The organism is Bradyrhizobium amphicarpaeae, assembly GCF_002266435.3.
Classification (GTDB): Bacteria; Pseudomonadota; Alphaproteobacteria; order Rhizobiales; family Xanthobacteraceae; genus Bradyrhizobium; species Bradyrhizobium amphicarpaeae.
Genome location: NZ_CP029426.2, coordinates 713886 through 739714, shown reverse-complemented (window position 1 = coordinate 739714; position 25829 = coordinate 713886). Strand labels below are relative to the sequence as shown.

General features: G+C 65.5%; 27 protein-coding genes and 1 tRNA gene. 14 read left to right on the top strand and 14 right to left on the bottom strand.

Annotation, left to right across the window (positions count from 1 at the left end; translation table 11 throughout):
• Window positions 1-38 precede the first annotated feature (38 nt).
• The 4 genes from CIT40_RS03650 (at window position 39) to CIT40_RS03635 (ending at window position 4176) form a co-directional block, all read left to right on the top strand.
• On the top strand, window positions 39-914 hold the full coding sequence (locus CIT40_RS03650; RefSeq protein ID WP_094890863.1) for a cysteine rich repeat-containing protein: 876 nt from the start codon (window positions 39-41) through the stop codon (window positions 912-914).
• Window positions 915-1023: 109 nt separating this feature from the next.
• Window positions 1024-1239, top strand: coding sequence for a hypothetical protein (locus tag CIT40_RS03645; RefSeq protein ID WP_094890864.1), 216 nt, complete (start codon window positions 1024-1026; stop codon window positions 1237-1239).
• A 187-nt stretch (window positions 1240-1426) separates the two neighbouring features.
• Window positions 1427-2566 (top strand): FAD-dependent monooxygenase, encoded by a 1140-nt coding sequence (locus CIT40_RS03640; RefSeq protein WP_162307336.1) that lies wholly within the window; start codon window positions 1427-1429, stop codon window positions 2564-2566.
• Window positions 2563-4176, top strand: coding sequence for a benzoate-CoA ligase family protein (locus tag CIT40_RS03635; protein WP_094890865.1), 1614 nt, complete (start codon window positions 2563-2565; stop codon window positions 4174-4176). The genes CIT40_RS03640 and CIT40_RS03635 overlap by 4 nt, the downstream gene beginning before the upstream one ends.
• Before the next feature lie 185 nt (window positions 4177-4361).
• On the opposite strand, the gene CIT40_RS03630 is transcribed toward CIT40_RS03635, so the two are convergent.
• Window positions 4362-4874 (bottom strand): MarR family winged helix-turn-helix transcriptional regulator, encoded by a 513-nt coding sequence (locus CIT40_RS03630; RefSeq protein WP_162307335.1) that lies wholly within the window; start codon window positions 4872-4874, stop codon window positions 4362-4364.
• On the bottom strand, window positions 4864-5493 hold the full coding sequence (gene maiA / locus CIT40_RS03625; protein WP_094890867.1) for a maleylacetoacetate isomerase: 630 nt from the start codon (window positions 5491-5493) through the stop codon (window positions 4864-4866). The genes CIT40_RS03630 and maiA overlap by 11 nt, the downstream gene beginning before the upstream one ends.
• 92 nt (window positions 5494-5585) lie before the next feature.
• Between maiA and gtdA the strand changes: the two genes are divergently transcribed.
• Window positions 5586-6626, top strand: coding sequence for a gentisate 1,2-dioxygenase (gtdA, locus tag CIT40_RS03620; protein WP_094890868.1), 1041 nt, complete (start codon window positions 5586-5588; stop codon window positions 6624-6626).
• A gap of 113 nt (window positions 6627-6739) precedes the next feature.
• Here the strand turns inward: gtdA and CIT40_RS03615 are convergent, their stop codons facing one another.
• The 4 genes from CIT40_RS03615 to CIT40_RS03600 form a co-directional block, all read right to left on the bottom strand.
• A complete protein-coding gene (locus CIT40_RS03615; protein WP_162307334.1) occupies window positions 6740-7561 on the bottom strand; it encodes an ABC transporter permease in 822 nt (273 codons plus the stop codon).
• Window positions 7554-8327 (bottom strand): ABC transporter ATP-binding protein, encoded by a 774-nt coding sequence (locus tag CIT40_RS03610; protein ID WP_094890870.1) that lies wholly within the window; start codon window positions 8325-8327, stop codon window positions 7554-7556. Before CIT40_RS03610 ends, CIT40_RS03615 begins: the two co-directional genes overlap by 8 nt.
• A gap of 181 nt (window positions 8328-8508) precedes the next feature.
• Window positions 8509-9513: an ABC transporter substrate-binding protein gene (locus CIT40_RS03605; protein WP_094890871.1), complete on the bottom strand. Its 1005-nt coding sequence runs from the start codon at window positions 9511-9513 to the stop codon at window positions 8509-8511.
• A gap of 35 nt (window positions 9514-9548) precedes the next feature.
• Entirely contained in the window at window positions 9549-10913 is a 1365-nt protein-coding gene (locus CIT40_RS03600) for an FAD-dependent oxidoreductase (RefSeq protein ID WP_094890872.1), read from the bottom strand.
• A 111-nt stretch (window positions 10914-11024) separates the two neighbouring features.
• On the opposite strand from CIT40_RS03600, the gene CIT40_RS03595 reads away from it, so the two are divergent.
• Together CIT40_RS03595 and CIT40_RS03590 are read left to right on the top strand one after the other, a co-directional pair.
• Window positions 11025-11909: a LysR family transcriptional regulator gene (locus tag CIT40_RS03595; RefSeq protein WP_094890873.1), complete on the top strand. Its 885-nt coding sequence runs from the start codon at window positions 11025-11027 to the stop codon at window positions 11907-11909.
• 162 nt (window positions 11910-12071) lie between these two features.
• The gene (locus tag CIT40_RS03590; RefSeq protein ID WP_094890874.1) at window positions 12072-12344 is read left to right on the top strand and encodes a hypothetical protein; all 273 of its coding nucleotides are present in this window, start codon (window positions 12072-12074) and stop codon (window positions 12342-12344) included.
• 3 nt (window positions 12345-12347) lie between these two features.
• On the opposite strand, the gene CIT40_RS03585 is transcribed toward CIT40_RS03590, so the two are convergent.
• A complete protein-coding gene (locus CIT40_RS03585; RefSeq protein WP_094890875.1) occupies window positions 12348-13151 on the bottom strand; it encodes an enoyl-CoA hydratase-related protein in 804 nt (267 codons plus the stop codon).
• Between the two features lie 149 nt (window positions 13152-13300).
• Between CIT40_RS03585 and CIT40_RS03580 the strand changes: the two genes are divergently transcribed.
• A complete protein-coding gene (locus CIT40_RS03580) occupies window positions 13301-14275 on the top strand; it encodes a ketopantoate reductase family protein (RefSeq protein WP_094890876.1) in 975 nt (324 codons plus the stop codon).
• A 3-nt stretch (window positions 14276-14278) separates the two neighbouring features.
• Here CIT40_RS03580 and CIT40_RS03575 read toward each other — a convergent pair whose 3' ends face one another.
• The 3 genes from CIT40_RS03575 to CIT40_RS03565 all read right to left on the bottom strand — a co-directional run bounded on the left by CIT40_RS03575 (window position 14279) and on the right by CIT40_RS03565 (window position 17353).
• A complete protein-coding gene (locus CIT40_RS03575; RefSeq protein ID WP_094890877.1) occupies window positions 14279-14983 on the bottom strand; it encodes an alpha/beta hydrolase family protein in 705 nt (234 codons plus the stop codon).
• 64 nt (window positions 14984-15047) lie between these two features.
• Window positions 15048-16604, bottom strand: coding sequence for an acyl-CoA synthetase (locus tag CIT40_RS03570; protein WP_094890878.1), 1557 nt, complete (start codon window positions 16602-16604; stop codon window positions 15048-15050).
• Window positions 16601-17353: a TetR/AcrR family transcriptional regulator gene (locus CIT40_RS03565; RefSeq protein WP_094890879.1), complete on the bottom strand. Its 753-nt coding sequence runs from the start codon at window positions 17351-17353 to the stop codon at window positions 16601-16603. The genes CIT40_RS03570 and CIT40_RS03565 overlap by 4 nt, the downstream gene beginning before the upstream one ends.
• Window positions 17354-17440: 87 nt before the next feature.
• Between CIT40_RS03565 and CIT40_RS03560 the strand changes: the two genes are divergently transcribed.
• From CIT40_RS03560 to CIT40_RS03540, 5 genes are read left to right on the top strand one after another with little or no spacing between them, the layout of a single operon-like run.
• Window positions 17441-18622 carry a lipid-transfer protein gene (locus CIT40_RS03560; protein ID WP_094890880.1) on the top strand — a complete coding sequence of 394 codons (1182 nt, stop codon included), beginning with the start codon at window positions 17441-17443 and terminating at the stop codon, window positions 18620-18622.
• 8 nt (window positions 18623-18630) lie between these two features.
• Window positions 18631-19086, top strand: coding sequence for a MaoC family dehydratase N-terminal domain-containing protein (locus CIT40_RS03555; protein WP_094890881.1), 456 nt, complete (start codon window positions 18631-18633; stop codon window positions 19084-19086).
• Window positions 19083-19493, top strand: a complete 411-nt coding sequence (locus CIT40_RS03550) for a MaoC family dehydratase (RefSeq protein ID WP_094890882.1) — start codon at window positions 19083-19085, stop codon at window positions 19491-19493. Before CIT40_RS03555 ends, CIT40_RS03550 begins: the two co-directional genes overlap by 4 nt.
• A gap of 19 nt (window positions 19494-19512) precedes the next feature.
• Window positions 19513-20340, top strand: coding sequence for an SDR family NAD(P)-dependent oxidoreductase (locus tag CIT40_RS03545; RefSeq protein ID WP_094890883.1), 828 nt, complete (start codon window positions 19513-19515; stop codon window positions 20338-20340).
• A 14-nt stretch (window positions 20341-20354) separates the two neighbouring features.
• Entirely contained in the window at window positions 20355-21500 is a 1146-nt protein-coding gene (locus CIT40_RS03540) for an acyl-CoA dehydrogenase family protein (RefSeq protein WP_094890884.1), read from the top strand.
• 1 nt (window position 21501) lies between these two features.
• Here CIT40_RS03540 and CIT40_RS03535 read toward each other — a convergent pair whose 3' ends face one another.
• Window positions 21502-22482: a helix-turn-helix domain-containing protein gene (locus tag CIT40_RS03535; protein WP_094890885.1), complete on the bottom strand. Its 981-nt coding sequence runs from the start codon at window positions 22480-22482 to the stop codon at window positions 21502-21504.
• 160 nt (window positions 22483-22642) lie between these two features.
• On the opposite strand from CIT40_RS03535, the gene CIT40_RS03530 reads away from it, so the two are divergent.
• A complete protein-coding gene (locus tag CIT40_RS03530) occupies window positions 22643-23368 on the top strand; it encodes an alpha/beta hydrolase (protein ID WP_094890886.1) in 726 nt (241 codons plus the stop codon).
• A 36-nt stretch (window positions 23369-23404) separates the two neighbouring features.
• Here CIT40_RS03530 and CIT40_RS03525 read toward each other — a convergent pair whose 3' ends face one another.
• From CIT40_RS03525 to CIT40_RS03515, 3 genes are all read right to left on the bottom strand, one after another.
• Window positions 23405-24544: an amidohydrolase/deacetylase family metallohydrolase gene (locus CIT40_RS03525; protein WP_094890887.1), complete on the bottom strand. Its 1140-nt coding sequence runs from the start codon at window positions 24542-24544 to the stop codon at window positions 23405-23407.
• Window positions 24545-24669: 125 nt separating this feature from the next.
• Window positions 24670-24746 (bottom strand) — tRNA-Arg (locus CIT40_RS03520).
• 102 nt (window positions 24747-24848) lie between these two features.
• Entirely contained in the window at window positions 24849-25805 is a 957-nt protein-coding gene (locus CIT40_RS03515) for a tripartite tricarboxylate transporter substrate-binding protein (RefSeq protein WP_094890888.1), read from the bottom strand.
• Window positions 25806-25829 lie beyond the last annotated feature (24 nt).

Sequence of the window (25829 nt, the reverse complement as noted above, 5' to 3'; positions counted from 1 at the left end):
AGGCTTCGGCGTTACCGACAGGGCAGAAATTCACTCAGATGTTCAACACGTTGAAACATGCGTCAACGCGCGCGGCGGTGCTGGCGGCAACGCTCTTCGCAACTGCAACAGGCGCATTCGCGCAAGCGCCGACCGACGCCCAGAAGAGCGCCATCCGCTCCGCATGCCGCTCGGACTTCATGGCGCACTGCGCCAGCGTGACGCCCGGCGGCGTCGAAGCCTATCAATGCCTGAAGAAGAACATGTCGAGCCTGTCGGGCGGATGCCAGACCGCGGTTCGCGCGGTCGAGCCTGCGGCCGCTCCGAAGACTGAAGCTGCTCCCGCCGCGCCGAAGGCCGAACCGGCTCCCCCCGCAGCGAAGACCGAAACCGCTCCGGCCGCGCCGAAGGCCGAAGCTGCTCCCAAGGCCGCGCCTGCGGCGCCGAAAGCTGAACCCGCTCCCGTGGCAAAGCCGGCAACTGCACCGGCGCCGAAAGCCGCGGCGGCCAAGCAGCCGAGCAGCGCGCAGGTTGCTGCTATCAAGAGTGCATGTCGTGGCGACTACCCCAAAGTATGCGCCGGCGTGCCGACGGGCGGCGCCCCCGCGCTCGACTGCCTGGAGAAGAACAAGGCCAAGGTCTCACCGTCCTGCCAGAGTGCGCTGAGCGCGGCATCCGGCGGCGCAGTAACGACAGCCACGCCGGCGGCCGGTGCAGCAGCAGCGCCTGCCGCAGCGCCCACCGTGCTCGTGTTGCGGCCGCTGCGGCCACGCGAAGAGCTGTTCATCGTCCAGTCCGCATGCCGCGAGGACGTCCGCACGCTGTGCGGCAGCGTGACGCCAGGTGGCGGCCGGATCATCCAATGCGTTGCCAGCAATGCCGCCTCGCTGTCACCCGCCTGCAGGGACGTGCTGGCGCCCTTTACTGTGCGATAGGCGGCGCGCATCGACACACCTTGCGTCGCGCGTCATGATGTCTCGCGCGCCTGCTGCGACAAGCCTTTTACCGTATCCGATTTCAATTGCGACAAACCGGGAGAAAGACATGCGTGCATTGCTGCTCATCGCCTCTGCCCTCCTCGCCTTCGGCACCACCATGACGTTCGAGGCCACCGACGCCAATGCGGTGGTGTGCGCGCGCGGGGTCTATCGCGCCGGCTGCGCCGGGCCGAACGCGGCCGTCGTGGTCCGCAAGCCGGTTCCGGTGGTCCGCTGCACCAGGGTCCTGGTGAACGGGGTCTACGTAAAGCGCTGCGTCTGACGGCAGGATGGCCAAGCCGGCGCGGTTTGGCTATGATTCGGATCTGACGGTTTCGGACACGCGCAAGCGTATCCGAAGATGCGGTCGGCGCGCCTGCGCTCGACCGATAATTCCACTGGCGCGGGCCGCTGGAGCACATTAGTCTACCCCTAGATAGTAAGTATACTGTCAATTAGGGAGGCAGAATTTGCGGATCGCCGTGATTGGCGGGGGGCCCGGTGGGCTCTACTTCGCCTATCTCTGGAAGAGGCGTCATCCCGAGGATCAGGTCGACCTGTTCGAGCAGAACCCGGCCGACGCGACCTGGGGCTTTGGCGTCGTGTTCTCCGACCAGGCGCTGGAATTCCTGCGCGCCGACGACCCCGAGACGGTCGACGCGATCGCGCCGCACATGGAGAGCTGGGAGAACATCACGCTGAGCCTCGGCGGCGACAGCGTCGCCATCGACGGGGTCGGCTTCTCCTCGATCGGGCGGCTCGAGCTGCTGCGGTTCCTGCAGCAGCGCGCGCTCGACGTCGGCGTCACGCCGCGCTTCGATACGCAGATTCAGGCCGTCGACCAGCTCAACGGATATGATCTGATCGTCGCCGCGGACGGCTTGAACTCGCTGGTGCGCCGCACCTTCGAAGGTGATTTCGGCACCTCGCTGTCCTACTCCTCCAACAAGTTCGTCTGGTACGGCACCTCGAAGCGGTTCGACACGCTGTCGCAGACCTTCGTGAAGACCGATCGCGGCGCCTTCAACGCGCATCACTACCGCTACTCGCCGGCCATGAGCACCTTCCTGGTCGAATGCGACCACGCGACCTGGCAGGCCTATGGTTTCGCCTACAAGGACGTCGAGCAATCCAAGGGCGTCTGCGAAGAGGTGTTTGCCGACACGCTCGGCGGCCATTGCCTCGTCTCCAACAAATCGGTCTGGCGCAACTTTCCCTGGGTCTGGAACGAGCACTGGTCGTTCAAGAACATGGTGCTGATCGGCGATGCCCTGCATTCCGCGCATTTCTCGATCGGCTCGGGCACCCGACTCGCGATCGAGGACGCTATTGCGCTGGTCAAGGCACTGGAATCGGATGCACATCTTGCGACCGCGCTGCACCGCTATCAGGCAGCGCGGAAGCCCGTGGTGCAGAAACTGGTCAACGCGGCGCGCACCAGCGCCTTCTGGTACGAGCAATTTGCCCAGCACATGCAGCAGGGCCTGATGGACTTCGCCTATAGCTACATCACTCGCTCCGGCCGCATCGACGATGCACGCCTGCGCCACATGTCGCCGGGCTTCATGGCGCGTTACGAGGCCGCCAGGAACGGCGGAGACGAGGCATGAGCAACCAGATTTTCGACCAGGTGCCCGCCGACAGCGGGGGCGCGCGCGAGATCGGCTTTGCCGTTCCTGAAACTTACAACGCCAGCCGCGTGCTGTTCGACAATCTTGCCAAGGGCCGTGGCGACAGGATCGCGCTCATGGGTCCGGCCGGCACGCGGACCTATGCCGAGCTCTGCGACGAGGCTTGCCGCTGGGGCAACGGCTTTGCGTCACTCGGCCTGAAGCGCGGCGACCGTGTGCTGCTGTTTCTCGACGACACACCGGCCTACCCGGCCGCGTTCTTCGGCGCGGTGCGCGCCGGCTTCGTGCCGCTGCTGATCAACACGCTGACGCCGCCGGACCTGCTGCAATTCTATCTCGCCGATTCCGGAGCTGAGATTGCGGTGGCGGAGGCCGAGTTCTGTGGCCGCTTCAATGCAGAGTCTTGCAAGGACACGCGCCTGCGGACGCTGATCGTCGTCAATGGAGAGGCGGGCAATCACGCCGCGCCGAGCGCGTTTGCGGCGGCGGATTGGCTCGCGCAATTCCCGGCCGATCTGGCGGAAGCGGACACCCATCGCAACGAGATGGCGTTCTGGATGTACTCGTCCGGCTCGACCGGCCGCCCCAAGGGCATCGTGCATCTCCAGCACGACATGGCCTATAGTGAGCTCGCCTTTGCGCAGAACGTGCTGAAGCTGACGCCCGATGACATCTGCTTCTCCGTGCCGAAGATCTTCTTCGCCTACGGCTTCGGCAACTCCGTCACCTTCCCGTTCTCAGCCGGTGCCGCAACGCTGCTGCTGCCGGGCCAGCCGAAGCCCGCCACGATCTTCTCGGCGATCGAACAGTACAAGCCGACGGTCTTCTTCGGTCTGCCGACGCTCTACACGTCCTTGACCAAGGCCGAGGGGGCGAACAAGACCGATTTCTCGTCGCTGCGCATGTCGCTTTCGGCTGCGGAAGTGCTGTCGGCGGAGGTCTTCAACGGCTGGAAGACGCTCACGGACCTGGAGATCGTCGAGGGCCTCGGCTCGACCGAGGTGCTGCACATCTATCTCTCCAACAGGCCCGAGCAGAAGAAGCTCGGCGCCGCCGGCCTGCGCGTGCCCGGCTATGAGTTGGCGCTGCGCGACAAGGATGGTCGCAACGTCGGCGACAACGAGGAAGGCATCTTGTGGGTGCGCGGCGATTCCAACACGCCGCTGTACTGGAACCGGCCCGAAAAGTCTGCCGAGACCATTCGCGAAGGCGGCTGGATCTACACCGGCGACCGCTTCATCCGCGATGCCGACGGCTTCCACTTCTTCCGCGGCCGCGCCGACGATCTCATCAAGATCTCGGGACAGTGGGTCTACCCGCTCGAAGTCGAGCTGTGCCTTGCCGACCACCCCGACATCCGCGAATGCGCGGTATTCGCCGCCGAACTGCCGGACCGCCGGATGACGCTGAAGGCGGTGGTGGTGATGAACAGCCGCGCGATCGACCACAACGATGCGACGCGGCGGTTACAGGATTACGTCAAGGGCAAGCTCCTGCCCTACAAATATCCGCGCGAAGTGATCTTCACCGACGAACTGCCGAAGACGGGCACGGGGAAGATCGATCGACAGGCGTTGCTGCGGATGTAAGGACGGCCGCGGCGAGTAGCGCAACTCACGCCGCCACACAACCGCGGTCATCGCCCGCGAAGGCGGGCGATCCAGTACTCCGAGACAGTTGTGATTGAACTGACAGGCCGCAGCGTACTGGATTCCCCGCCTCCGCGGGGAATGACACCACAATTCTTGCAACAGCGGCGCCTTCCTCACCTCCCTCACCCCGTCTTCCCCAGATGCTCCAGCGCGTCCTCGGCCCGCAGCGGCACACGTGACGCCTCGTTGTTGAGATCGACGAGCTGCGACATCAGCCCCATCAACGTCTTGCGGTCGGCGGGCTTGAGCGGCTCCAGCATGCGCGCCTGGGCGCGTTCGACCGCGGGGATGATCTCGCGCAGGATCGCGGCGCCCGATCTGGTCAGATGGAGCAGCTTGATCCGCTTGTCCTCGGGGGCCGGCTTGCGTTCGACATAGTCCTTGGCCTGGAGACGTTCGATCACGCTGCCGAGCGTGGAGCGGTCGAAGGCGATCACCGCCGACAGCCGTGTCGCGTCGATGCCGGGATGGGTGTGGATCGCGATCAGCGCTGCATATTGCACCGGTGTGAGATCGAATGCCTTGCACTCCTCCATGAAGATCGAGACCGCGATCTGCTGCATGCGCCGGAACAGATAGCCCGGCGCGGCATAGACCGCGTCGATCGTGATGGGTGGAGAAGCCTTACTCGGCATCGGGCTGCTTCTCCGGTGCGGCATCGGCAAACGCGGCGATTACCTTGGCAGCAGCTTCCGCCGCGAGCAGGCGCGGATAGGCCGAGACATCGACGCCGAAACGACGGGCATTGGCGAGCTGCGGCACCAGGCAGAGATCGGCCAGCGTCGGCGCATCGCCGAAGCAGAACGGCCCGGGCTCGTCCCTGATCAGCGTCTCGCAGGCCGACAGTCCCTCGCGGTTGACCCACGCCGCCCAGTCCTGGACCTTCTCTTCGGCCAGCCCGATCTCGCGCAGCCGCGCCAGCACTTTCAGGTTTTGCACTGGATGGGTGTCGCAGGCGATCGCCAGCGCGAACGCCCTCACCTTGGCGCGCCGCAGCGGATCCTTCGGCAGCAGCGGCGGGTTGGGGTGGGTCTCGTCGAGCCACTCGATGATCGCGACCGATTGCGTCAGCACCGCACCGCCGTTTTCCAGCGCCGGTACAAGGCCTTGCGGGTTGATGGCGAGATAGGCGGGCGCGCATTGCTCGCCCTTGCGCAAATGATGCGGCAGATGCTCGGCCCCGAGACCCTTCAGGTTCAGCGCGATCCGCACCCGATAGGCGGCGCTGGAGCGGAAATAGCCGTGCAGCTTCATCGAAACCCTCCCTTTTCGCTATTGTTCGTCACATTGACGCTACCTAGATCGTCAGTATACTGTCAATCAACAAAACGAACGGGAGCGCCGCCATGGAAGCCGTGACCAAGACGCCGGAACGCGAGGCCTTCTACAAGAAGATCGACGGCGAGAATCTCACCGCGCTGTGGACGGTGATGAGCGACCTGATCACGCCGGAACCGAAGAGCGCCTGCCGGCCGCACCTCTGGAAATTCGACGTCATCCGCGACTACATGACGGAGGCAGGCCGACTGATCACGGCCAAGGAAGCCGAGCGGCGCGTGCTGGTGCTGGAAAATCCCGGCCTGCGCGGGCAATCGAAAATCACGACCTCGCTCTATGCCGGCGTGCAGATGGTGGTGCCCGGCGACGTCGCGCCCGCCCACCGGCACAGCCAGTCTGCGCTGCGCTTCGTGCTCGAGGGCAAGGGCGCCCATACCGCGGTGGACGGCGAGCGCACCGCGATGGAGCCAGGCGACTTCATCATCACGCCGTCGATGACCTGGCACGATCATTCCAACGAGACCGATCAGCCGATGTTCTGGCTCGACGGCCTCGACATTCCCCTGGTGCAGTTTTTCGACTGCTCCTTTGCGGAAGGCTCGAAGGACGACCAGCAGAAGATCACGAAGCCTGTCGGCGACAGCTTTGCGCGCTACGGCCACAATCTGCTGCCGGTCGACGTCAAGCGGAGTTCGAAGACCTCGCCGATCTTCAGTTATCCCTACGCCTATACGCGCGAAGCGCTGGAGAAGGCCCGCACCAGCCAGGAGTGGGACGCCTGCCACGGGCTGAAGCTGAAATTCAGCAACCCCGAGACCGGCGACTTCGCGATGCCGACCATCGGCACCTTCATCCAGCTCTTGCCCAAAGGATTCAAGACCGCGCGCTATCGTTCGACCGACGCCACCGTGTTCTGCCCGATCGAAGGCCGTGGCCGCAGCCGGATCGGCGACGCCGTGTTCGAATGGGGCCCGCGCGATCTGTTCGTGGTGCCGAGCTGGCAATGGGTGACGCACGAGGCGGACGAGGATGCCGTGCTGTTCAGCTTCTCGGATCGCCCGGTGCAGCAGAAGCTGGATCTATTCAGGGAAGATCGCGGGAATGCGTGAGGGTCTCGTAGGGTGGGCAAAGGCGCAAAGCGCCGTGCCCACGTCTTCGCGTCTCATGAAGGAATGGTGGGCACGCTTGCGCTTTGCCCACCCTACGGCAGCGGTGATTGCGGCTAACGCCAGTGCAACAGCCTGATTTCGAGAAGATTGATCACCTTGCCGACCGCCAACCCGAACACCGACAGGATCACCACGCCTGCGAGGAGCTGGTCCGTCTGCATCAGGTTTCCGGCCTGCAGCACGAAGGCACCGATGCCGTATTGCGCGCCGATCATCTCGGCGCTGACGACGAGGAGCAGCGCCACGGAGGCCGTGATGCGGAAGCCGGCGAGGATCGCCGGCAGCGCGCCCGGCCAGATCACCTTGCGCACGATGGTCGCGAAGGGAACGTTGAAACTCTGTGCCATGCGGATCAGGTTACGCGGCACGGCGTCGACGCCGCTGTAGACCGAGATCGCCGTGGAGAAGAACACCCCGAGCGCAATGGTCGCGATCTTCGGCTCTTCGCCGATGCCGAGCCAGAGGATGAGCAGCGGCAGCAGCGCGATCTTCGGGATCGGGAACAGCGCTGAAATGAAGGTGATGCCGACACTCCGCGCCAGCCGCGACAGGCCGATGGCAAAGCCGACCACCACACCGGCTGCGGTGCCGAGCAGCCAGCCGACGCCGATGCGCAGCAGCGACGCCGAGAGATGCTGCCAGAGCGCGCCTGAGATCGCGAGCTGGTAGATCGCCCGCACGATCGCTGACGGCGCCGGCAGGAACAGCGGATTGACAAGGCCGGTGCTGCCCGCCGCCTGCCAGAGCGCGATCACCAGGGCGAGCGCGAGCCAGCCGCCATAGCGACTGCTCGCGGGCACGAAGCCGGCGCCTCGAAACCGCACGCGCCGCGTCGCTCCGTCCTTCGCAATGTCAGTCGCCGAGCGATCAAGCATGCTGGACCTCGCGCTCGGCATCGATCGCCTCGTTGCGGATCAGCGACCAGATCTGGTTCTGCAGCGCCAGCAGCCTTTCACGCGCCACCGACTCGCCACGTTCGGCGCGCGACAGCGGCACGGTCACGACCTCGCGAATGCGCCCCGGGCGCCGCGACAGCACCACGATGCGGTCGGCGAGCCGCGCCGCCTCTTCGAGATTATGGGTGACATAGACCGCGCCCATGCCGCCGTCGGCGAGCAGGCGGATGAAGTCCTCCATCAGCAGCTCACGGGTTTGCGAATCCAGCGCCGACAGCGGCTCGTCCATCAGCAGAATGGCCGGCTTCACCGCAAGCGCGCGCGAGATGCCGACGCGCTGGCGCATGCCGCCGGAGAGCTGCTTGGGATAGGTCTTGCGAAAATCGGTCAGCCCGGTGCGACGGAGGGCGTCCTCGACCAGCGCGCGGCGCTGGGTTGCGGAGAGTTGCGCATGAAGCAGCGGAAACTCGACATTCTCCTCGACCGTCGCCCAGGGCAGCAGCGCGAAATCCTGGAACACGAAGGTGAGCGGATTGAGGCTGCCCGCCGGCGGTGCGCCGCGCAGCTCGGGCGCGCCGGATGTCGGCTGCAACAGCCCGCCGAGGATCGACAGCAGCGTGCTCTTGCCGCAGCCGGAGGGCCCGACAATCGCCACCACCTCGCCCGCGCTGACGGTGAACGAGACGTCGTCGAGCACGGCGAGGTCCCCGAAGCGGTGGGAGATGTGGTTGGCGATCAGGTCCACGCGGCACCTTCAACTCTCGATTCGTCATCCTGAGGTGCTCGGCTTGCGGCTTGCCGCAAGTCGAGCCTCGAAGGATGGGCGGCCCCGCCGCATCCGGACCGCTCGCCCTTCGAGGCCTGTCTTGCGGCAAGCCGCAAGACAGGCACCTCAGGGTGACGGGGAGAGAGTGGTGCGCGTCGCATCAATCCGCCTTCACATAGTCCTTCGCGACGATCGCGGTCGCGTCAAAACCCTTGTCGACGAAGCCCTGCTCCTGCAGCCATTTGATCTGGTTGTCGACGTTCTTCACGTCGAGCTTGCCGTCGGGATCGATATAGGCGCAATTGCCGACCACCTGCTCGACCGGGAGGTTGGTGTACTTTGCGATGATCTCCAGCAGCGGTTTCGTCTGCCCGTTGATCGGCGCAACACCGTCCTTCATCGCGGCGAGGATGACGTCGTGATATTCGCGGTCGGCCTTCGCCAGGGCGCCGAGCAGCTTCGTCACCAGCGCCTTGTTGGTCAGCGTCTTCGGCGAGGCGAACACCGCACCCAGCTGCCACGGCGTCTCGTCGCCGACCCAGCCCAGGAATTTCGCGCCGCCTTCATCCGTGAGCTTTCGCGCCGTCGAGATCGGCAGCAGGGCCGCATCGACGGTCTCGCCCTTCAGCGCGGCGGCGGCATTGGACAGCGATTGCAGCGGCACGATCTTCACGTCCGCGAGCTTGAAGCCGTATTTGTCGGCGAGCAGTCCGAGCGAATAGTGGAAGGAGGAGCCGACCTGCGTCATCGCCACGCGTTTGCCCGCGAGGTCCTTCGGCGTCTTCAATCCGGCCGCGTAGGCGTTGTTGCTGGCAAAATAGCCGATCAGGGGATAGCCGGCCTTCTCGCGGCTCATGCCGCCGATCACCTTCAGCACGCCCTTGCCGGCGAGATTGTAGAGGCCGGCGGTGAAGGCCGTGATGCCGAAATCGACATCGCCCGAGGTCGTGGCGACCGCGATCGGCTGCGCCGCGTCGAAGAATTTCAGCTCGACCTCAAGGCCTGCCTCGCGAAAATAGCCCTTGTCCTGCGCGATGAAGACCGGCGCGGAGGACGACAGGCGAAGCACGCCGATCCTGGCCTTCAGCGCATCCTCGGCGTGGGCCGTCCCCATCGCCGCGATCGCCAAGAGACTGGCTGCCGCAAGCCGCGCAATTCCGATCATCCTGCTTCCTCCGCCGTCGTTTATCTTGCAGTCCGTTACAGGCCTTCGGGCACCGGCTGGTCCCGTCCGATGAAGGCGCCCTGTTGTTTCAACGTTTCCTGCAACTTTTCAATGGGGATGTCGCGTGGAATCCGGTTTCCGGAGAGCGCCAGCGCGGCGGCGGAACCGGCCGCCTCCCCCATCACGAAACAGGCACCGGAGACCCGCGCCGCAGATTGGCCCTCATGGGTCATCGAGGCGCAACGGCCGGCGACCAGCAGATTGTCGACACCTTCGGGCACCAGCATCCGATACGGCAGCTCGTTATAGCCGCGGGATTCCGGGATCGGCGGAAAAGTGAAGACGACGTCGCCGGGAACGTGAGCCTCGATCGGCCAGCCATTGACGCCGATGGAGTCCTCGAAGGAGGCGCAGCCGAGCACGTCCTCGCCACTGAGCTGGTAGCCGCCCCTGATGCGGCGGGTCTCGCGGATGCCGAGCTGCGGCGGCAGGTCCACGATGTAGGATTTTTCGAAGCCCGGCACGGTGCGCAGGAACTCGAACGCCGCGAGCGCCTGCTTGCGGCCCTCGATCTCGCCGCGGGTGAGATCGTCGGGCTCGACGCCGTTGATGGCGTGGCCGTCCTCGCGCGCCACTTGCGTGAAGTTCACCCGCCACTCGATGCCGGATTTCTGCGGTCGCACGATGGCGCTTTTGCGCGGGAATGTGTGGGTGCCGGCGGCAAGCGCCTTTTCCATCAATTGCGGAATGGTGCGCCAGGCCTCGCCGGCCCTGTCAGGGTCGATACCGTTGAGCCGGAGCATCATCGAGGGATACATCGGATGGCCGTGCTCATCGCCGATCTCGAACGGCGCACCGGCCCAGACCGCGAGGTCGCCGTCGCCGGAGCAGTCGATGAAGATCTCCGATCGCACCGCCTGCCGGCCGGCTTTGGTCTCGACCATCAGCGCGTCGATGCCGCGATCGCCATTCATCACCACGCCCGCGCCGAGCGCGTGGAAGAGGATATGCACATTGTGGCTCGCCAGCAGTTGGTCGGCCGCGATCTTGTAGGCCGCGGTGTCATAGGCCTGGGCAAAGACCTTGCCGAGGATCAGATGCGGCGTGTTCAGGCCGCCCAACCGATCGATCCGCGCCAAGAGCTCGGACGCCATGCCCTGCACCAGCCGCCGATGCTCGCCATGGACATTGCCATGCAGGCCGCAGAAATTGGTGACACCGGCAGCGGTGCCCATGCCGCCGAGGAAGCCGTAGCGCTCGATCAGAAGCGTCTTTCGCCCCGCGCGCGCCGCTGACGCCGCGGCGACGATGCCGGCCGGGCCGCCGCCGAGCACGACGACTTCATATTCGCCATAGAGCGGCACCTGTCGTGCCGGTTCTTCGATCGTCATGGCCCGCATGGCGCGTTCCTTCCCAAAATCTCTTGCTTGGGTTCGACTATGAATTAATGCGAGAGACGCTACAATCCACCAAAATACGCGATCAGTTGTCGCGAATCGAGAAAGGTCGAGATGGATATTCTCGTGAACCTCCAGGCCTTCCTTGCCACCGCGGATGCGGCCGGCTTTTCAGCCGCCGCGCGAAAGCTCAACGTTTCGACTTCGGTCGTGGCCAAGCGCGTCACGCAGCTGGAGACGCGCATCGGCACACCGCTGTTTCATCGCTCGACCCGGCAGTTGCGGCTGACCGAGGCCGGACAGCGCTATGTGCATCGCGCACGCGGCGTGGTGACCGATGCCACCGACCTGCTCTCGCGCATGGGCGAGAAGGGCCACGATCTCGTCGATCACCTACGCATCAAGGCGCCGACCTCGCTGACCGTGGCTCGGCTCGCGGACGCTTTCAGCGCGTTCCAGACCCAGAACCCGAAGCTGAAACTCGACATCGTGCTGATCGATCGCCCGGTCGATCCCGTCACCGAAGGATTCGACATCGCCATCGGCGCCTTCCCGCATTCGTTCGGCGGCGTGGTCGACGAGCCGCTCTGCGCGCTGAAGCGGCTGCTGTGCGCCTCACCCGCCTATCTGAAGAAACACGGCACGCCAAAGCACCCGCGCGATCTCGTCGAGCATCGCTGCCTCAGCTTTCTGCCGACCGGCCCGGAATGGATTTTTGACGGACCGCGAGGCCGCATCAGCATCCAGGTCAGCCCGCTGCTCTCCTCCAACGAGGGACACGTGCTGGCGCGCAGCGCCATCGCCGGCAACGGGATCGCGCTGCTCTCGCATTACCTCGTCGCGGACGCGTTGCGGGACGGCACGCTCAAGCCGGTGCTGCGCGACTTTCCGATTCCGGAATTGTGGGTGAAGGCCGCAATCCCCGAGCGGCGGCGCAACGCCGCCGCGGTGCAGGCGCTGCTGACACTGTTGAAAGCGTCACTCGCGCCGTCGCTGTAGACCTTGCCTCATCGTCAAGATGACAGCCGTAGCCCGCATGAGCGAAGCGACATGCGGGACTTCTCGCGGCATTCCCGGATATCGCTTCGCTCATCCGGGCTACACGCCGTCGTAACAAATTGGCAATTGCTCTCGATCAACGAACCTGAGAGAAGGACCGCCATGAATTCGACAGTCCTGAAATTCGCCCTGCCCGCCCTCGCCGCCTTCGCGATCTCAACCTCTTCCGCCGCGGCCGTGGAGCAAAGCTGCCGCTTCATCCAGGCCAAGGCCGAGCGCGAAGCCTGCTACAAGCGGCAGGAGGACGAACTCGCGGCGAAGCGCAAGCCCGTTGCCCCCGCCAATGACGGCCAGGCGCTCGACACGCTGCGCCAGATGCGACAGGATGACGATGCCGTCTATCGCAGCATCAACAACATCTGCCGCGGCTGCTGACGCTCAGCCTTTCCCGCCGCCCCAATTCCCCGCCCGCTTCTCCGCGAACGAGGCCAGCCCTTCCGCCGCTTCCGCGCTCTGGCGCTTGAGCGAATGCAGGTGCACGAGCCGCGTGTATGCGGCATCGTCCACCGCCATGCCGCCGAACGAGCTCTCCAGCGCGAGACGCTTGGTTTCGGCCATCGCATCCGGCCCGTTGGCGAGCAGCTGCCCGACCACCTTGGCGCCGGCAGCTTCGAGTTCGGCGAGCGGCACCACCTCGTGGACCAGACCGATGCGGCGGGCATCTTCGGCACCGAAGCGTTCGCCGGTCAGCGCATAGCGGCGGACCTGCCGCACGCCGATGGCGTCGCAGAGCTGCGGGATGATGATCGCCGCCGTCAGGCCCCAGCGCACCTCGGTGATCGAGAACAGGGCGTTGTCCGCGGCGATCACGATGTCGCAAGCCGCGATCACGCCGGTGCCGCCGCCGAAACAGCCGCCCTGCACCAGCGCCACCGTCGGGATCGGCAGCGTGTTCAGCCGTTGCACGGCCTCGAAGGTCGCGCGCGAGGCCGCCTCGTTCGCCTCGGCCGATTGCGGCCGCACGCCGTTGATCCATTTGAGGTCGGCGCCGGCCTGGAAATGCTTGCCGTTGCCCCTGAGTACGACGACGCGCAAGTTGGGCTTCTTGCCGAGATCGTCCATCGCCGCGAGCACGCCCGCGATCAGCGCGCCGTCATAGGCGTTGTTGACCTCCGGCCGGTTCAACGTGACGGTCGCAACCCCACGCTCGTCAAGGGTCCACAGCACGGGGCTGGCAGTCATCGGCGATCCTCCGGTCGTTGTTTGCCCTCCACTATGGCCGAGGCAACGCATTCCGATCCATATCTTTCCAGCGTGGGGCGGTCGCGCCCATCGCATGGCGGCTTGTGTCATGGTGGCGCCGGGCGACAGTTCGGGACCAGGGAATCATCATGCGCATCTGCATTTTCGGCGCGGGCGCCGTCGGCAGCCACATCGCGGTCCGGCTGGCGCGCGCCGGTCATGACGTTTCGTGCGTGATGCGGGGAGCGCATCTGGAGGCGGTCCGGGCCAATGGCCTCAAATTGCGCGTCGGCGATTCCGAGGTCTCCGCCAAGGTGAACGCCTCGGGCGATCCGGCCCAACTCGGTCCGCAGGACGTCGTGATCTCGACCTTGAAGGCCACCGCGCTCCCGGGATTGGTCGCCAGCATCAAGCCGCTGCTTCAGGATGACACCGCCATCGTCTTCGCCCAGAACGGTATTCCCTGGTGGTACGGGATCGGCCTGCCGCCGCGGCACGCGACACCGCCGGACATTTCCTTCCTCGACCCCGGCGGACGCCTGCGCGCCTGCATCCCGAAGGAGCGGATCATCGGCGGCGTCGTCTTCTCCTCCAACGAGGTGACCGCACCCGGCGTGGTGCAGAACCTGACGCCAGACCGCAACCGTCTGCTGATCGGGGAGTGCGACGACCGCAATTGCGAACGGATCACCAGGCTGCGCAACGTCTTCAACGACGCGCGGCTGGAGTCACCGCCGGTCGCCGAGATCCGCGAGGCGATCTGGTCAAAACTGCTGACCAACATGTCGCTGTCGGTGTTGTGCCTGCTCACCGGCCAGACCGCACGCGGCGTGCGCGACGATCCTGCCTTTGCAGACGTCATTCCGCGCATGCTGAACGAAGCCAACGATATCGCCCAGCATTTCATCCCCGAGGTCAAGCGCGTGACGCGCAGCGGCCCAGCTCCCAATCACAAGCCTTCACTGCTGCAGGATTACGAGCTCGGCCGCGCCATGGAGATCGACGTGCTGGTGAAAGCGCCCGCCGCCTTCGCACGTACCGCCGGCCTATCGACGCCGACGCTCGACCTGATCGCCGCGCTGGCGATCCAGAAGGCGCGCGACAAGGGGCTTTATGCGGCGTGAAGCTCAGGCGAGCCGGTCAATCCAGGCCGCGAGCGTGTCGAGCACCTCTGTCAGCGCCTCTTCATTCGTCCGGCCGGACTTTTTCAGCACCGCGAAGGAATGGTCGCCGCCAGCGACCTCGTGCAGCGTCGCCTTCGGGCCGAGCTTCTCGACGACAGGCTTGAGGTAACCGAGATCGGCAAGCCCATCCCGTGTTCCCTGCAGGAACAGCATGGGAACCGATATGCCGGCAAGATGCTCGGCCCGCTCTGACGACGGCTTCTTGTCGGCATGCAGGGGAAAGCCGAGGAAGGCGAGCCCCTTCACCCCCGGCAGTGGCGCCTTGGACTGCGCCTGCGATGTCATGCGCCCGCCGAACGACTTTCCGCCGGCGACGAGCTTCAACCCGGGACACAGCCGCCCCGCCTCCGCGACCGCCGCGCGGACGGCAGCGTGCGCGACGGCCGGCCGGTCGGGGCGTCCCTGCTTCTTCTCCATGTAGGGGAAATTGAAACGAAGCGTCGCGATGCCGCGCTCGGCAAGGCCCACCGCGACTTTCTCCATGAACGCATGCCGCATATCGGCGCCGGCGCCATGCGCGAGAACGTAACAGGCGCGCGCGTTCGCCGGCAGCTGCAGCAGTGCCGAGACCGTGTCCGCAACTTCGATATCGAGCTTCAGCTCGCGCGTCTCGATCAAGACCCGACATCTCCCGATGAATCCCGCCATTGGTAGCCGCGCGACCGCGATCTGGAAACACGAAACTTCGGGCGCCAGACCGCGTGCGGCGACGTCAGCTCACCCGCCGGTCCCGGCCCTCCCAGAACGGCCTGCGCAGCTCGCGCTTCAATACCTTGCCGGCGCCGGACAGCGGCAGCGGTGTCTCGGTGATATCGATGCTGCGCGGGCACTTGTATCCCGCGATCAACGTCTTCGTGAACTCGATCAGCTCGCCGGCCGAGACCTCGCTGCCGCTGCGCCGCACCACCACGGCATGGACCTGCTCGCCCCATTGCTCATTGGGAATCCCGATGACGGCGCATTGCAGCACGGACGAGTGTTGCGCCAGCGCGTTCTCGACCTCGACCGAGTAGACATTCTCGCCGCCCGAGATGATCATGTCCTTGACGCGGTCGACGACGTAGATGAACCCGTCCTGGTCCATGTAGCCGCCATCGCCGGTGTGCATCCAGCCGTCGACGACGGCACGCGCGGTCTCTTCCGGCCGCTCCCAATAGCCCATCATCACGGTGTCGCCGCGCACCACGATCTCGCCGACGCTTCCGGCCGGCACCGGCCGATCGTTCTCGTCGACGATCCGCACCTCGCAGCCGAGCGTGGCACGGCCGGCGCCGCGGTGACGTCCCTTCCTGCGCCCCTCGCCGATATGCTCGTCGGAGTGCAGCAGCGTCGCGATCGGCGACAATTCGGTCATGCCATAGGCCTGCGTGAAGCGCACATGCGGCAGGGCGCGCGCGGCGCGATCGAGCACCGCCTCGCTGATCGGCGAAGCCCCGTAGATGATGTGTTCGAGCGCCGACAGGTCATAGTTTCCGATCGCGGGGTGATCGACCAGCATCTGGATCATCGTGGGCACCAGCAGCACGTCGGTGACGCGCTCGTTCTGCATCGCGGCCATCACACCTTCGGGCGTGAAGCCCTGAACGATCACGTTGGAGCCGCCGGAGAGCAGGAGCGAGTACATCGCCGCCCCGTTGGCGAGGTGGAACATCGGCGCCGCGTGTAGATAGGTCGTGCTCGTCGGAAACAGGCCTTCGCCGAGTGCGTTGAGCGCATTGGCCATCAAATTCCGGTGGCTGAGCATCACGCCCTTGGAACGTCCGGTGGTGCCGCCGGTGTAGAAGATGCCGGCGAGATCGTCGCCCTTGCGCATGGCGTCGGCAACCGGCGCGCTGCCTGCGACCAGATCCTCGTAACTCTCCATCCCCGCCGGCACCTCGCCGTCGTCGGCATAGATCAGCTTCAGCCCCGGAATGGCGCCCGCGAGTTGTGCGCCGATCGGCGCGAAGGCCTTGTCCATGACCAGAATGGAAGCACGGCAGTCGCGCAGCGCATCCTCGTTTTCCAGCGCGCTCCAGCGGATGTTGAGCGGCACGATCACGCCGCCGGCCCAGCCGGTGGCAAGGTAAAGCTCGAGATAGCGGTCTGAGTTGAACGACAGCACGGCGACGCGGTCGCCGTCGCTGACGCCGCGCGTGCGCAGCCCGCCGGCCAGCCTGGCGACGCGTTCACCGACTTCGCCCCAGTTTCGCCGCCGCTGGCCGTAGACGGTGGCGAGCCCGTTCGGGTTGATCTGCAGCGCGCGCCGCAGGCCGTGCGTGATGTTCATCGTGGTCCTCCCCCTGTTCGCTTCTTCCCTGTTGTCTTGCGTCCTGGGTTGCGCCGTTGCGGCGCCCCCGGCGTCTTGTTTTTCTTTATCGTGTGTTGCGGTACGGCAGCCGCCAGGCCTTCGGTCAGCCGAGCCGTGAACTCGTCGGCGATCGCGGTCGGCGACAAACCGCCGTCCCGTCGATACCAATGGCCGATCCAGTTGAGCGAGCCCGCGATCGCGAACGCGGCAAGCTTGGGATCGCAAGGATTGATCGAACCGTCGGCCATGCCTGCGGCGATATAGTCCCGGAACGTGGCGTCGATCCGCTTCTTGGCGGCGCGGGCGACGGCGGCGTTCCGCTCGGTCAGGTCGCGCAGGTCGAAGCGCACCAGGCTGGCACCGAAATCGGTCGCCATCAGTGCGGCATAGGCATACACCAGCTTGCGCAGCCTGGCGAGGCCCGAGCCGCTGCCGGCATTGATCTCGGTGATGACGCTGTCGACGAGCTCGGCACCCATCGACCAGCATTCGAACAGGATCTCGTCCTTGCCCCGGAAGTAATTGTACAGCGCCGGCTTGGTAATGTTCAGCCGCTCGGCGACCTCGTTCAGCGTGACGCGATGATAACCCTGCTCGAGGAACAGCTGCACGGCGGCGCGCAGCACCGCCTCGCGCTTCTCGTCCCGGGCCCGGCGCCGGCTCTCGAACGGCAGCCAAGGGGAGGAAGACGGCGGCGATGACGGCGGAGTGGGCGGCGCTGAATCCATGCTCGACTGCGTTGACTCCGGAGGATACCGGCCGATATATTACCCGCTGGTAAGAAAAAGTCCAACGGGTAAATTATCGGAGGAACGATGTCTGACGTCATCGTCGCAGGGGTCGGCATGATCCCGTTCGCCAAGCCGGGCGCCAGCGCGCCCTATCACGCGATGGGGACCGAGGCGACCAGGCTCGCGCTCGCCGACGCCGGCCTCGGCTACGAGAAGGTCGAGCAGGCCTATGTCGGCTACGTCTACGGCGATTCCACTTGCGGGCAGCGCGCGCTCTACCATGTCGGGATGACCGGCATCCCCATCGTCAACGTCAACAACAATTGCTCGACCGGCTCGACCGCGCTGTTCATGGCGCGGCAGATGATCGCGAGCGGCGCGCTGGATTGCGTGCTGGCAGTGGGCTTCGAGCAGATGAAGCCCGGTGCGCTCGGCAGCGTCTACACCGATCGCCCGAGCGCGTTCGAGGAATTCGACGCGGCCGCGGACGAGCTGATCGACGCGCCCGGCATTCCGCTGGCGCTGCGCTATTTCGGCGGCGCCGGACTGAGCCACATGAAGAAATACGGCACACCATTGGACGCCTTCGCCAAGGTGCGCGCCAAGGCGAGCCGCCATGCCAAGAACAATCCGCTCGCCCTCTTCCGCAAGGAGGTCACGGCGGACGACGTCATGAACGACCAGGTGATCTGGCCCGGCGTGATGACGCGCCTGATGGCGTGCCCGCCGACCTGCGGCGGCGCCGCCGCCGTGCTGGTGTCCGAACGGTTTGCGGACAAGCACGGCATCGGCAAGGAGGTGCGGATCGCGGCGCAGGCCATGACCACCGACACGCCCTCAACCTTCAAGGCCGGCGACATGATGCAGCTGGTCGGCTACGACATGGCCAAAGCGGCGGCCGGCCGAGTCTATGAAAGCGCCGGCGTCGGGCCCGGCGATCTCGACGTGGTCGAGCTGCACGACTGCTTCGCCCACAACGAGCTGATCACCTACGAGGCGCTCGGCCTCTGCGGCGAGGGCGAAGCCGGCAAGTTCATCAATGACGGCGACAACACCTATGGCGGCCGGATCGTGACCAATCCGTCCGGCGGATTGCTCTCGAAGGGGCATCCGCTCGGCGCCACCGGGCTTGCGCAGTGCTATGAGCTGACGCGGCAATTGCGCGGCACGGCAGGCCCCACCCAGGTCGAGGGTGCAAAGGTCGCGCTCCAGCATAATCTGGGCCTCGGCGGCGCCTGCGTCGTCACCCTCTACAAGCGGCACTGATATCCGCCATGGTCGATCAGTCCGCCGTAGGGCGTTGCTTCACGCCCGTCACCGCGCGCGTGGAGCCGGGCCGCCTTCGCTACTTCCTCAATACGCTGGGTGAACAGAACCCGGTCTATCGCGACGCCGATGCTGCGCGCGCATCCGGTTTCGCCGGCACGCCGGTGCCGCCGACCTATCTGTTCTGCCTGGAGATGATGGACGTCGACGATCCCTTCGAAATGTTCACCGCGCTCGACATCGATCTCGCCCGCGTACTGCACGGCGAGCAGAGCTTCGTCTATCACGCCCCGGTTCTGGTCGGCGACACCCTGACGTTTCGTCCGAGTGTGACCAGCGTCGCGGAGAAGAAGGGCGGCGCGATGACGCTGATCGGCATCCGGTGCACGGTGACCAACCAGGACGGCGTGCATGTCGCCGATACCGCGCGCACCATCGTCGTCCGCAACGAGGTGGCGTCGTGATCGCATCCGGAGACATCAAGACGGGCGACCGCATCGTCCACAAGGTCTTTCCGCCGATCACCCGCCACACGCTCGCGCTCTATTGCGGCGCATCGGGCGATCACAATCCGATCCACGTCGATCTCGACTTCGCCAAGGCGGCGGGATTTCCTGATGTGTTCGCCCACGGCATGCTGGTGATGGCCTGCCTCGGCCAGGCGCTCACCGATGCGGTGCCGCCATCGAAGCTCCGCGCCTTCGCGACCCGGTTCGTCGCCATGACCCAGCTCGGCGCCAGGCTGACATGCGAGGGCACCGTGACCGAGCTCTTCACCGAAAGCGGCGAGCGGCGCGCAAGGCTCGCGCTCACCACCAGGGACGAACGCGGCGAGGTCAAGCTCGACGGCAGCGCCGTCATCGCGCTGTAACAGAATCCAGGGAGACCACATGGCAAAGCTGCAAGGAAAAGTCGCGCTCGTCACCGGCTCGGGCCGCGGCATCGGACGCGCGATTGCGCTCAAGCTCGCGCGCGAAGGCGCTCGCGTCGTCGTCAACGATCTCGATGCCGAGCCCGGCGACGCCGTGGTCGCGGAGATCAAGGCGCTCGGCGGCGATGCCGTCGCCGTCAACGGCAGCGTCGCGGACACCGGCTTCGCCGATCGCTTTGTCGGCGCCGCGCTGGACAAGTTCGGCGGGCTCGACATCATCGTCAACAATGCCGGCTACACCTGGGACTCCACCATCCAGAAGATGACGGACGAGCAGTTTCAGGCCATGCTCGACGTCCATCTCGTCGCGCCGTTCCGACTCCTGCGCGCGGCGGCCGAGCCGATCCGCGTCTTCGCCAGGAAGGAAGCCGAGCAGGGCCGCGAGGTGTTCCGCAAGGTCGTGAACATCTCCTCGATCGCCGGCCTCTACGGCAATGCCGGACAGGCGAGCTATTCCTCGGCCAAGGCCTCGCTGATCGGTTTGACCCGAACCATGTGCAAGGAGTGGGGCCGCTACAAGGTGAACGTCAATTGCGTCGCCTTCGGCCTGATCAACACCCGCCTGACCGAGCCGATCGAGGCGCAGCAGAAGACCATCGACGTCGCCGGGCGCGACATCAAGGTGGGCGTGCAGCCGCAGATGCTGGAAGCGATGTCGCGCATGATCCCGCTCGGTCGCGGCGGCACACCGGAAGAGGCGGCCGACGCCGTCTATCTGTTCTGCAGCCCGGAATCCAATTATATCAGCGGCCAGGTGGTCGTCGCCGGTGGCGGCCTGATAGTCTGAAAAGCGAGGCGCCGATGCATTACCGATCATCGTGGATGACCGAAGAGCTGGACACGTTCCGCGACCAGTTCCGGAAATATCTCGCCAAGGATCTGGCGCCGCATGCCGAGAAATGGCGCGAGCAGAAGATGGTCGACCGCTTCGCCTGGCGCGGCCTCGGCGAGATGGGCGCGCTGCTGGCGAGCGTGCCCGAGGAATATGGCGGCCTGGGCGCGACTTTCGCCTATGACGCGGCGGTACTTGACGACCTCGAAAGCACGGTGCCGGAGCTGACCACCGGCGTCTCCGTGCACAGCGCCATCGTCGCGCATTACATCCTCAATTACGGCTCGGAGGAGCAGAAGAAGCGCTGGCTGCCGAAGATGGCCTCGGGCGAGATGGTCGGCGCCATCGCCATGACCGAGCCCGGCACCGGCTCGGATCTGCAGGCCGTGAAGACCACGGCCAGGAAGCAGGGCAATTCCTACGTCATCAACGGCCAGAAGACGTTCATCACCAACGGCCAGGCTGCCGATCTCGTCGTGGTCGTGGCGCGTACCGGCGAGGCCGGCGCAAAAGGCCTCTCGCTGATCGTGGTCGAAACCCAGGGCGCCGACGGCTACAAGCGCGGGCGCAACCTCGACAAGATCGGCCTGCATGCCTCCGACACGTCGGAGCTGTTCTTCGACAATGTGACCGTGGCGCCGGAAAACCTGCTCGGCAACGAGGAAGGCCAGGGCTTTGTCCAGTTGATGCAGCAACTGCCGCAAGAACGGCTCGCGCTCGCCGTCGGCGCCGTCGCCGCGATGGAGCGCGCCGTCAAACTCACCGTCGATTACACCAAGGAACGCAAGGCGTTCGGCAAGCCGCTGATGGATTTCCAGAACACCGCCTTTACGCTTGCCGAGCGCAAGACCGAAGCGATGATCGCGCGCGTCTTCGTCGACTGGTGCATCGAGCGGCTCGTCGCCAAGGACCTCGACACCGTCACGGCGTCGATGGCGAAATACTGGTGCTCGGACAAGCAGGTCCAGACCGCCGACGAATGCCTCCAGCTGTTCGGCGGCTACGGCTACATGCAGGAATACCCGATCTCGCGCATCTTCATCGATTCCCGCATCCAGAAGATCTACGGCGGTACCAACGAGATCATGAAGCTGTTGATCGCGAGGTCGCTGTAGGTCAACGCGCACGCCAGTCGCGCGGCCGGCAGCCGAAGCGCTGCTTGAAGCGCCGCGTGAAGTGAGAGAGGTCCGAAAAGCCCCAGTCGAACGCGATGGCGCCGATCGCACGGCCTGCCATCTCGGGATCGCCGAGATCCCTGGCCGCTCCGTCGAGCCGATGGTCGATGACATAATCGGTGAAGCTGAAGCCCGATCGTGCCAGCAGCTTGTGGACGTACCGCTCGCTGATGCCGACGGCCTCGGCGACATCGGCGACCGCAAGGCCGGGCTCGCGGAGCCGCCGGTGAATGGCGCGCTTCAGCGCCAGCGTGGTTGCGTCGGCAAGACTCTCGGACGCCGCAGCACCTGCCCGGCTCCGCCGCGACAGGCTCACGGCGACCAGTTCGATCAGCGCCCGGAACAACCGCACGCCCTCCTGCTCGGTCATGCGTAGCGCACCGTCGCTGAGCGTGCGCGCCGTCTCCACGATGAGATGGCCGACAAAGGGGTCGTCGGAGACTCGGGACGCGGTAACGTCGAACGACGCCGGCAAGCGTTCGCGCAGGACCTCCGCCGGCACCCAGAACGAGGCGACCCGCAATTGCGGACCACGGTCGTGCAGAAGGGCGAACTGCCGGTCGCTGTCGAAAATTCCGACCTGTCCTGACGACAGACTGATCTCGCGACCGTCCTGCCGAATGCGGCAGCGGCCGGCCAGCTTCAGATTGAGATAGAAGCAGCTGCGGTCGGACGCCGCGATGTCGGCCGCGGAACGACGCACCACGTGCTCGGGAAAGCTGACGCGGTTGATCGCGGCATCGCCGAGCCTGACATTCTCGACACTGGCGCGGAAGCCTGCGGCCGCCATCGGCTCCGGGGTCAACTTCATAAAGGCCTGGCAGACTGCCTCGCGGTAGTAGGCAAATTGCTCGCTTAGCCTGATATCCGCGGTGTTCCAGGCCGATTGGCGTGACGGAACGGCGCGCTCGATCTCCTGCATCGGTTCACTCCGAGACCAATCCGGTTCACTTCCAGCCAAGCGGCAAATAACCAGCCGGTTCACACTTCGTACAACAAGAATTGTCCGCTGCGTGCCTCGCGCGAGCCGCAAGGGGGCCTACCTCTGTCGATCTAACCACACCCTCAGGAGGGGCCACAACATGTCGACCTACGTTCTCGTTCACGGGGCATGGCACACCGGTGCCGAGTTCGAGCCTGTCGCGGCACCGATCCGTGCCGCCGGGCACCAAGTCTACACGCCTACGATCAAGGGCAACCGCCCGGGCGATGCCAAGACGACGGGACTGAAGGAAGCGATTCAGTCGATCGCCGACTATCTTGCCGAAAATAATCTGAAGGACGTCATCCTGCTCGGCCATTCCTATGGCGGCATGATCATTACGGGCGTTGCCGACCTCGCGCCGGAGCGTATCCGCCGCCTGGTCTACTGGAATGCCTTCGTGCCCAACAATGGCGAATGCCTCAACGACATGGTGCCGCCGCACTATATCGGACTGTTCGACACCATCGCGGCCGAACGCGGCGACGGCTCAGTGGTGCTGCCGTTCCCGGTCTGGCGGGAAGCTTTCATCAACGATGCAGATCTGGAAACGGCGCAGCGCGCCTATAACATCCTCAATCCGCATCCGATGGCGACCTTCACCGACAAGATCACGCTCAAGACCAATCCGGCGGAGATGCCGCTGGCCAAATCCTACATCAACTGCACAGAGGACATCGCAATGCCGCACAGCCATCCCTGGCATCCGCGGTTGTCGGAGAAGCTCGGCCTTTTCCGCCTTGTTCAGGTATCCGGAAGCCACGAGCTCTGCTTCTCCGATCCGGCGCGGCTCGCCAAAGCCATCATGGAGGCAGGACGCGACTGAGCGTGTGTCCCGCGCGTCACTAATTCCGGCCAGTCGTCAGTTCGGATGCCACCAGCGGCCGCCGATGACGACGCCTTCCGAGACGATCTTGCGGTCGCCGGTCAGGTGCTCGCCGACGACGTCCTCATAGTCGAACTGGCCCTGCTTCACCGTAACAAGCGTGGCGTCGCCGACGCTGCCGGGCTTGAGGCTGCCGAGCTCGGGGCGGCGCAGCGCCATCGCCGCGTTCACGGTCGAGGCCGCGATCACGTCGGACAGCTCCATGCCCATGCACAGGAACTTCGACATGGTCGTGACCTGGTCGTAGGCCGGGCCGTCGATGCAGAGCTGATGGATGTCGGACGAGATGGTGTCCGGATAGAAGCCGTTGGCGAGCATCGCGCGCGCGGTCTTGAAGGCGAACGAGCCCTTGCCGTGGCCGATGTCGAACAGCACGCCGCGCTCGCGCGCGTCCAGCACCGCCTTCTTCACCGTGCCCTGCGCGGTTGCCGGCGTGTTCGGGAAGGGGCGGAATGCATGGGTGAGCACGTCACCGGGACGCAGACGCGCCAGCACCTCCTCATAGCTCGGCGGCGGATGGTCGATATGCGCCATCAAGGGCATGCCGACCTCGTTGGCGACCTCCAGCGCGATGTCGAGCGGGACGGCGCCCGACGTGCCCGAGGAGTGCAAGCCGACGCGCACCTTGATGCCGACGATGAGGTCGCGGTTGGCATCGGCCACCTTCGCGGCCTCGATCGGATTCATCAGCCGCAGTTCCTCGCTCTCGCCGACCATGATCCGGTGCGAGAAACCGAAGATGCCGGCATGCGAGACGTGCAGATAAGCGAGGATGCGGACCTGGCTCGGCTCGATCACATGCTTGCGAAAGCCGGCGAAATTGCCGGGGCCCGCGCTGCCGGTGTCGACCGCGGTGGTGACGCCGGAGAGCCGGCAGAATTCCTCGGCGTCGATGCCGAGCGAAGTGCCGCCCCAATAGACATGGGTGTGGAGATCGATCAGTCCAGGCGTCACGATGAACTGCGAGACGTCGCGCACGTCAGTGCCCGGATCGGCCTTGAGCCCGCTGCCGACCGCAGCGACCTTGCCGCCGGCAAAGGCGACATCGGTCACGGCATCGAGCTTCTGGGACGGGTCGACGACGCGTCCGCCGCGCAGGATCAAGTCGAAAGGCATTGTCGTCTCCGGATGAGGCAGTGAGGCGCGGCCGACAGGCCGGCGAGGCCAGGAAGGAAGTCTGTTGCTTCTAGCAATTCCTGCGCCGGAGGGCCTGCCAATGGCGGCCGTTACCGATGACAAAATGGCGATCCCGGCATGACTCGAACATGCGACCTACGGTTTAGGAAACCGCCGCTCTATCCGGCTGAGCTACGGGACCGCGGAACCCGCCAGCGAGGCGGGTTGCCTGGAGGTGTTCATATCAAAGCGGGGGCGGAATCGGAAGCCCTCGCCGCGATCAATGCAGCCGTCGGCGGGCCCGTCACGCCCTGATATTGTTGTCCTTCACCACCTTGCCCCAAGTGGCGACCTGCTTGTCGAAGAAGGTCTTGAAGGCTGCGCCGTCCTGGAGCAGCAGCGTCATCTGCTGGGTATCCTTGAGCTGGGCGGCGGTCGCGGGCTCGCTGAGGATCTCCTTGGACGCCGCCGCGAAGGCTGCGACGACATCGGGCGGCGTGCCTGCGGGCGCGAAGATGCCCCACCAGGCCAGCGTCTCGAAATCCGGAAAGCCCGCCTCGATCGCGGTCTGCGTATCAGGCAGGGCCGGCAATCGCTCGCGGCCGAGCTGCAGGATCGGATGCAGCATGTTGGTGCCGAGCTGGGCGGCGACCAGCGCCGCCGATCCCGCGATGAGATCGACATGGCCGCCGAGCACGTCGTTCATGGCAGGCCCGCCGCCGCGATAGGGCACGTGCATGATCTCGACGCCGGCCTTGCTGCCGAGCACGGTCATGGCGAGATGGCCGAGCGTGCCGATGCCGACGGAAGCATATTTCACCGCGCCCGGCGTCGCCTTGCAGGCCGCCACCACGTCGGCGAAGCTCTTGTAAGGGCGGCCGGCGCCGGCGGCGATCACATAGGGCGCGGTGCCGATCAGCAGCACCGGCATCAGCTCGCGCTCGACGTCGACCGGCGGCTTGTCGAGGATCGACGGAATCACCGCGTGGGAATCGAAGGTGACCAGGAACGAGGTGCCGTCCGCCGGGCTCTTGGCGACCTGCGCCGCGCCGAGCGCGCCGGCTGCACCAGACTTGTTCTCGACCACGACGATGCGGTTGAGTTTGGTTTGCAGGCTGGCCTGCAGCAGCCGCGCCATCGCGTCGGTCGAGCCGCCCGGCGGAAACGGCACCACCAGCGTGATCTTGCCGGCCTGCGCGTTTGCCGGCGTCAATGCGAGAATGGCCGGTGCGGCCAGCAGCGCCCGTCGTGTGATCGTCATGGTCCCCTCCCTGTTTTATTTTGC

Coding starts and splice junctions, on each gene's coding strand:
- CIT40_RS03650 (WP_094890863.1), top strand. CDS start 39: ATGTTCAACACGTTGAAACATGCGTCAACGCGCGCGGCGGTGCTGGCG.
- CIT40_RS03645 (WP_094890864.1), top strand. CDS start 1,024: ATGCGTGCATTGCTGCTCATCGCCTCTGCCCTCCTCGCCTTCGGCACC.
- CIT40_RS03635 (WP_094890865.1), top strand. CDS start 2,563: ATGAGCAACCAGATTTTCGACCAGGTGCCCGCCGACAGCGGGGGCGCG.
- CIT40_RS03630 (WP_162307335.1), bottom strand. CDS start 4,874: ATGCCGAGTAAGGCTTCTCCACCCATCACGATCGACGCGGTCTATGCC.
- maiA (WP_094890867.1), bottom strand. CDS start 5,493: ATGAAGCTGCACGGCTATTTCCGCTCCAGCGCCGCCTATCGGGTGCGG.
- gtdA (WP_094890868.1), top strand. CDS start 5,586: ATGGAAGCCGTGACCAAGACGCCGGAACGCGAGGCCTTCTACAAGAAG.
- CIT40_RS03615 (WP_162307334.1), bottom strand. CDS start 7,561: ATGCTTGATCGCTCGGCGACTGACATTGCGAAGGACGGAGCGACGCGG.
- CIT40_RS03605 (WP_094890871.1), bottom strand. CDS start 9,513: ATGATCGGAATTGCGCGGCTTGCGGCAGCCAGTCTCTTGGCGATCGCG.
- CIT40_RS03600 (WP_094890872.1), bottom strand. CDS start 10,913: ATGCGGGCCATGACGATCGAAGAACCGGCACGACAGGTGCCGCTCTAT.
- CIT40_RS03595 (WP_094890873.1), top strand. CDS start 11,025: ATGGATATTCTCGTGAACCTCCAGGCCTTCCTTGCCACCGCGGATGCG.
- CIT40_RS03590 (WP_094890874.1), top strand. CDS start 12,072: ATGAATTCGACAGTCCTGAAATTCGCCCTGCCCGCCCTCGCCGCCTTC.
- CIT40_RS03585 (WP_094890875.1), bottom strand. CDS start 13,151: ATGACTGCCAGCCCCGTGCTGTGGACCCTTGACGAGCGTGGGGTTGCG.
- CIT40_RS03580 (WP_094890876.1), top strand. CDS start 13,301: ATGCGCATCTGCATTTTCGGCGCGGGCGCCGTCGGCAGCCACATCGCG.
- CIT40_RS03575 (WP_094890877.1), bottom strand. CDS start 14,983: ATGGCGGGATTCATCGGGAGATGTCGGGTCTTGATCGAGACGCGCGAG.
- CIT40_RS03570 (WP_094890878.1), bottom strand. CDS start 16,604: ATGAACATCACGCACGGCCTGCGGCGCGCGCTGCAGATCAACCCGAAC.
- CIT40_RS03565 (WP_094890879.1), bottom strand. CDS start 17,353: ATGGATTCAGCGCCGCCCACTCCGCCGTCATCGCCGCCGTCTTCCTCC.
- CIT40_RS03560 (WP_094890880.1), top strand. CDS start 17,441: ATGTCTGACGTCATCGTCGCAGGGGTCGGCATGATCCCGTTCGCCAAG.
- CIT40_RS03555 (WP_094890881.1), top strand. CDS start 18,631: ATGGTCGATCAGTCCGCCGTAGGGCGTTGCTTCACGCCCGTCACCGCG.
- CIT40_RS03545 (WP_094890883.1), top strand. CDS start 19,513: ATGGCAAAGCTGCAAGGAAAAGTCGCGCTCGTCACCGGCTCGGGCCGC.
- CIT40_RS03540 (WP_094890884.1), top strand. CDS start 20,355: ATGCATTACCGATCATCGTGGATGACCGAAGAGCTGGACACGTTCCGC.
- CIT40_RS03535 (WP_094890885.1), bottom strand. CDS start 22,482: ATGCAGGAGATCGAGCGCGCCGTTCCGTCACGCCAATCGGCCTGGAAC.
- CIT40_RS03530 (WP_094890886.1), top strand. CDS start 22,643: ATGTCGACCTACGTTCTCGTTCACGGGGCATGGCACACCGGTGCCGAG.
- CIT40_RS03525 (WP_094890887.1), bottom strand. CDS start 24,544: ATGCCTTTCGACTTGATCCTGCGCGGCGGACGCGTCGTCGACCCGTCC.
- CIT40_RS03515 (WP_094890888.1), bottom strand. CDS start 25,805: ATGACGATCACACGACGGGCGCTGCTGGCCGCACCGGCCATTCTCGCA.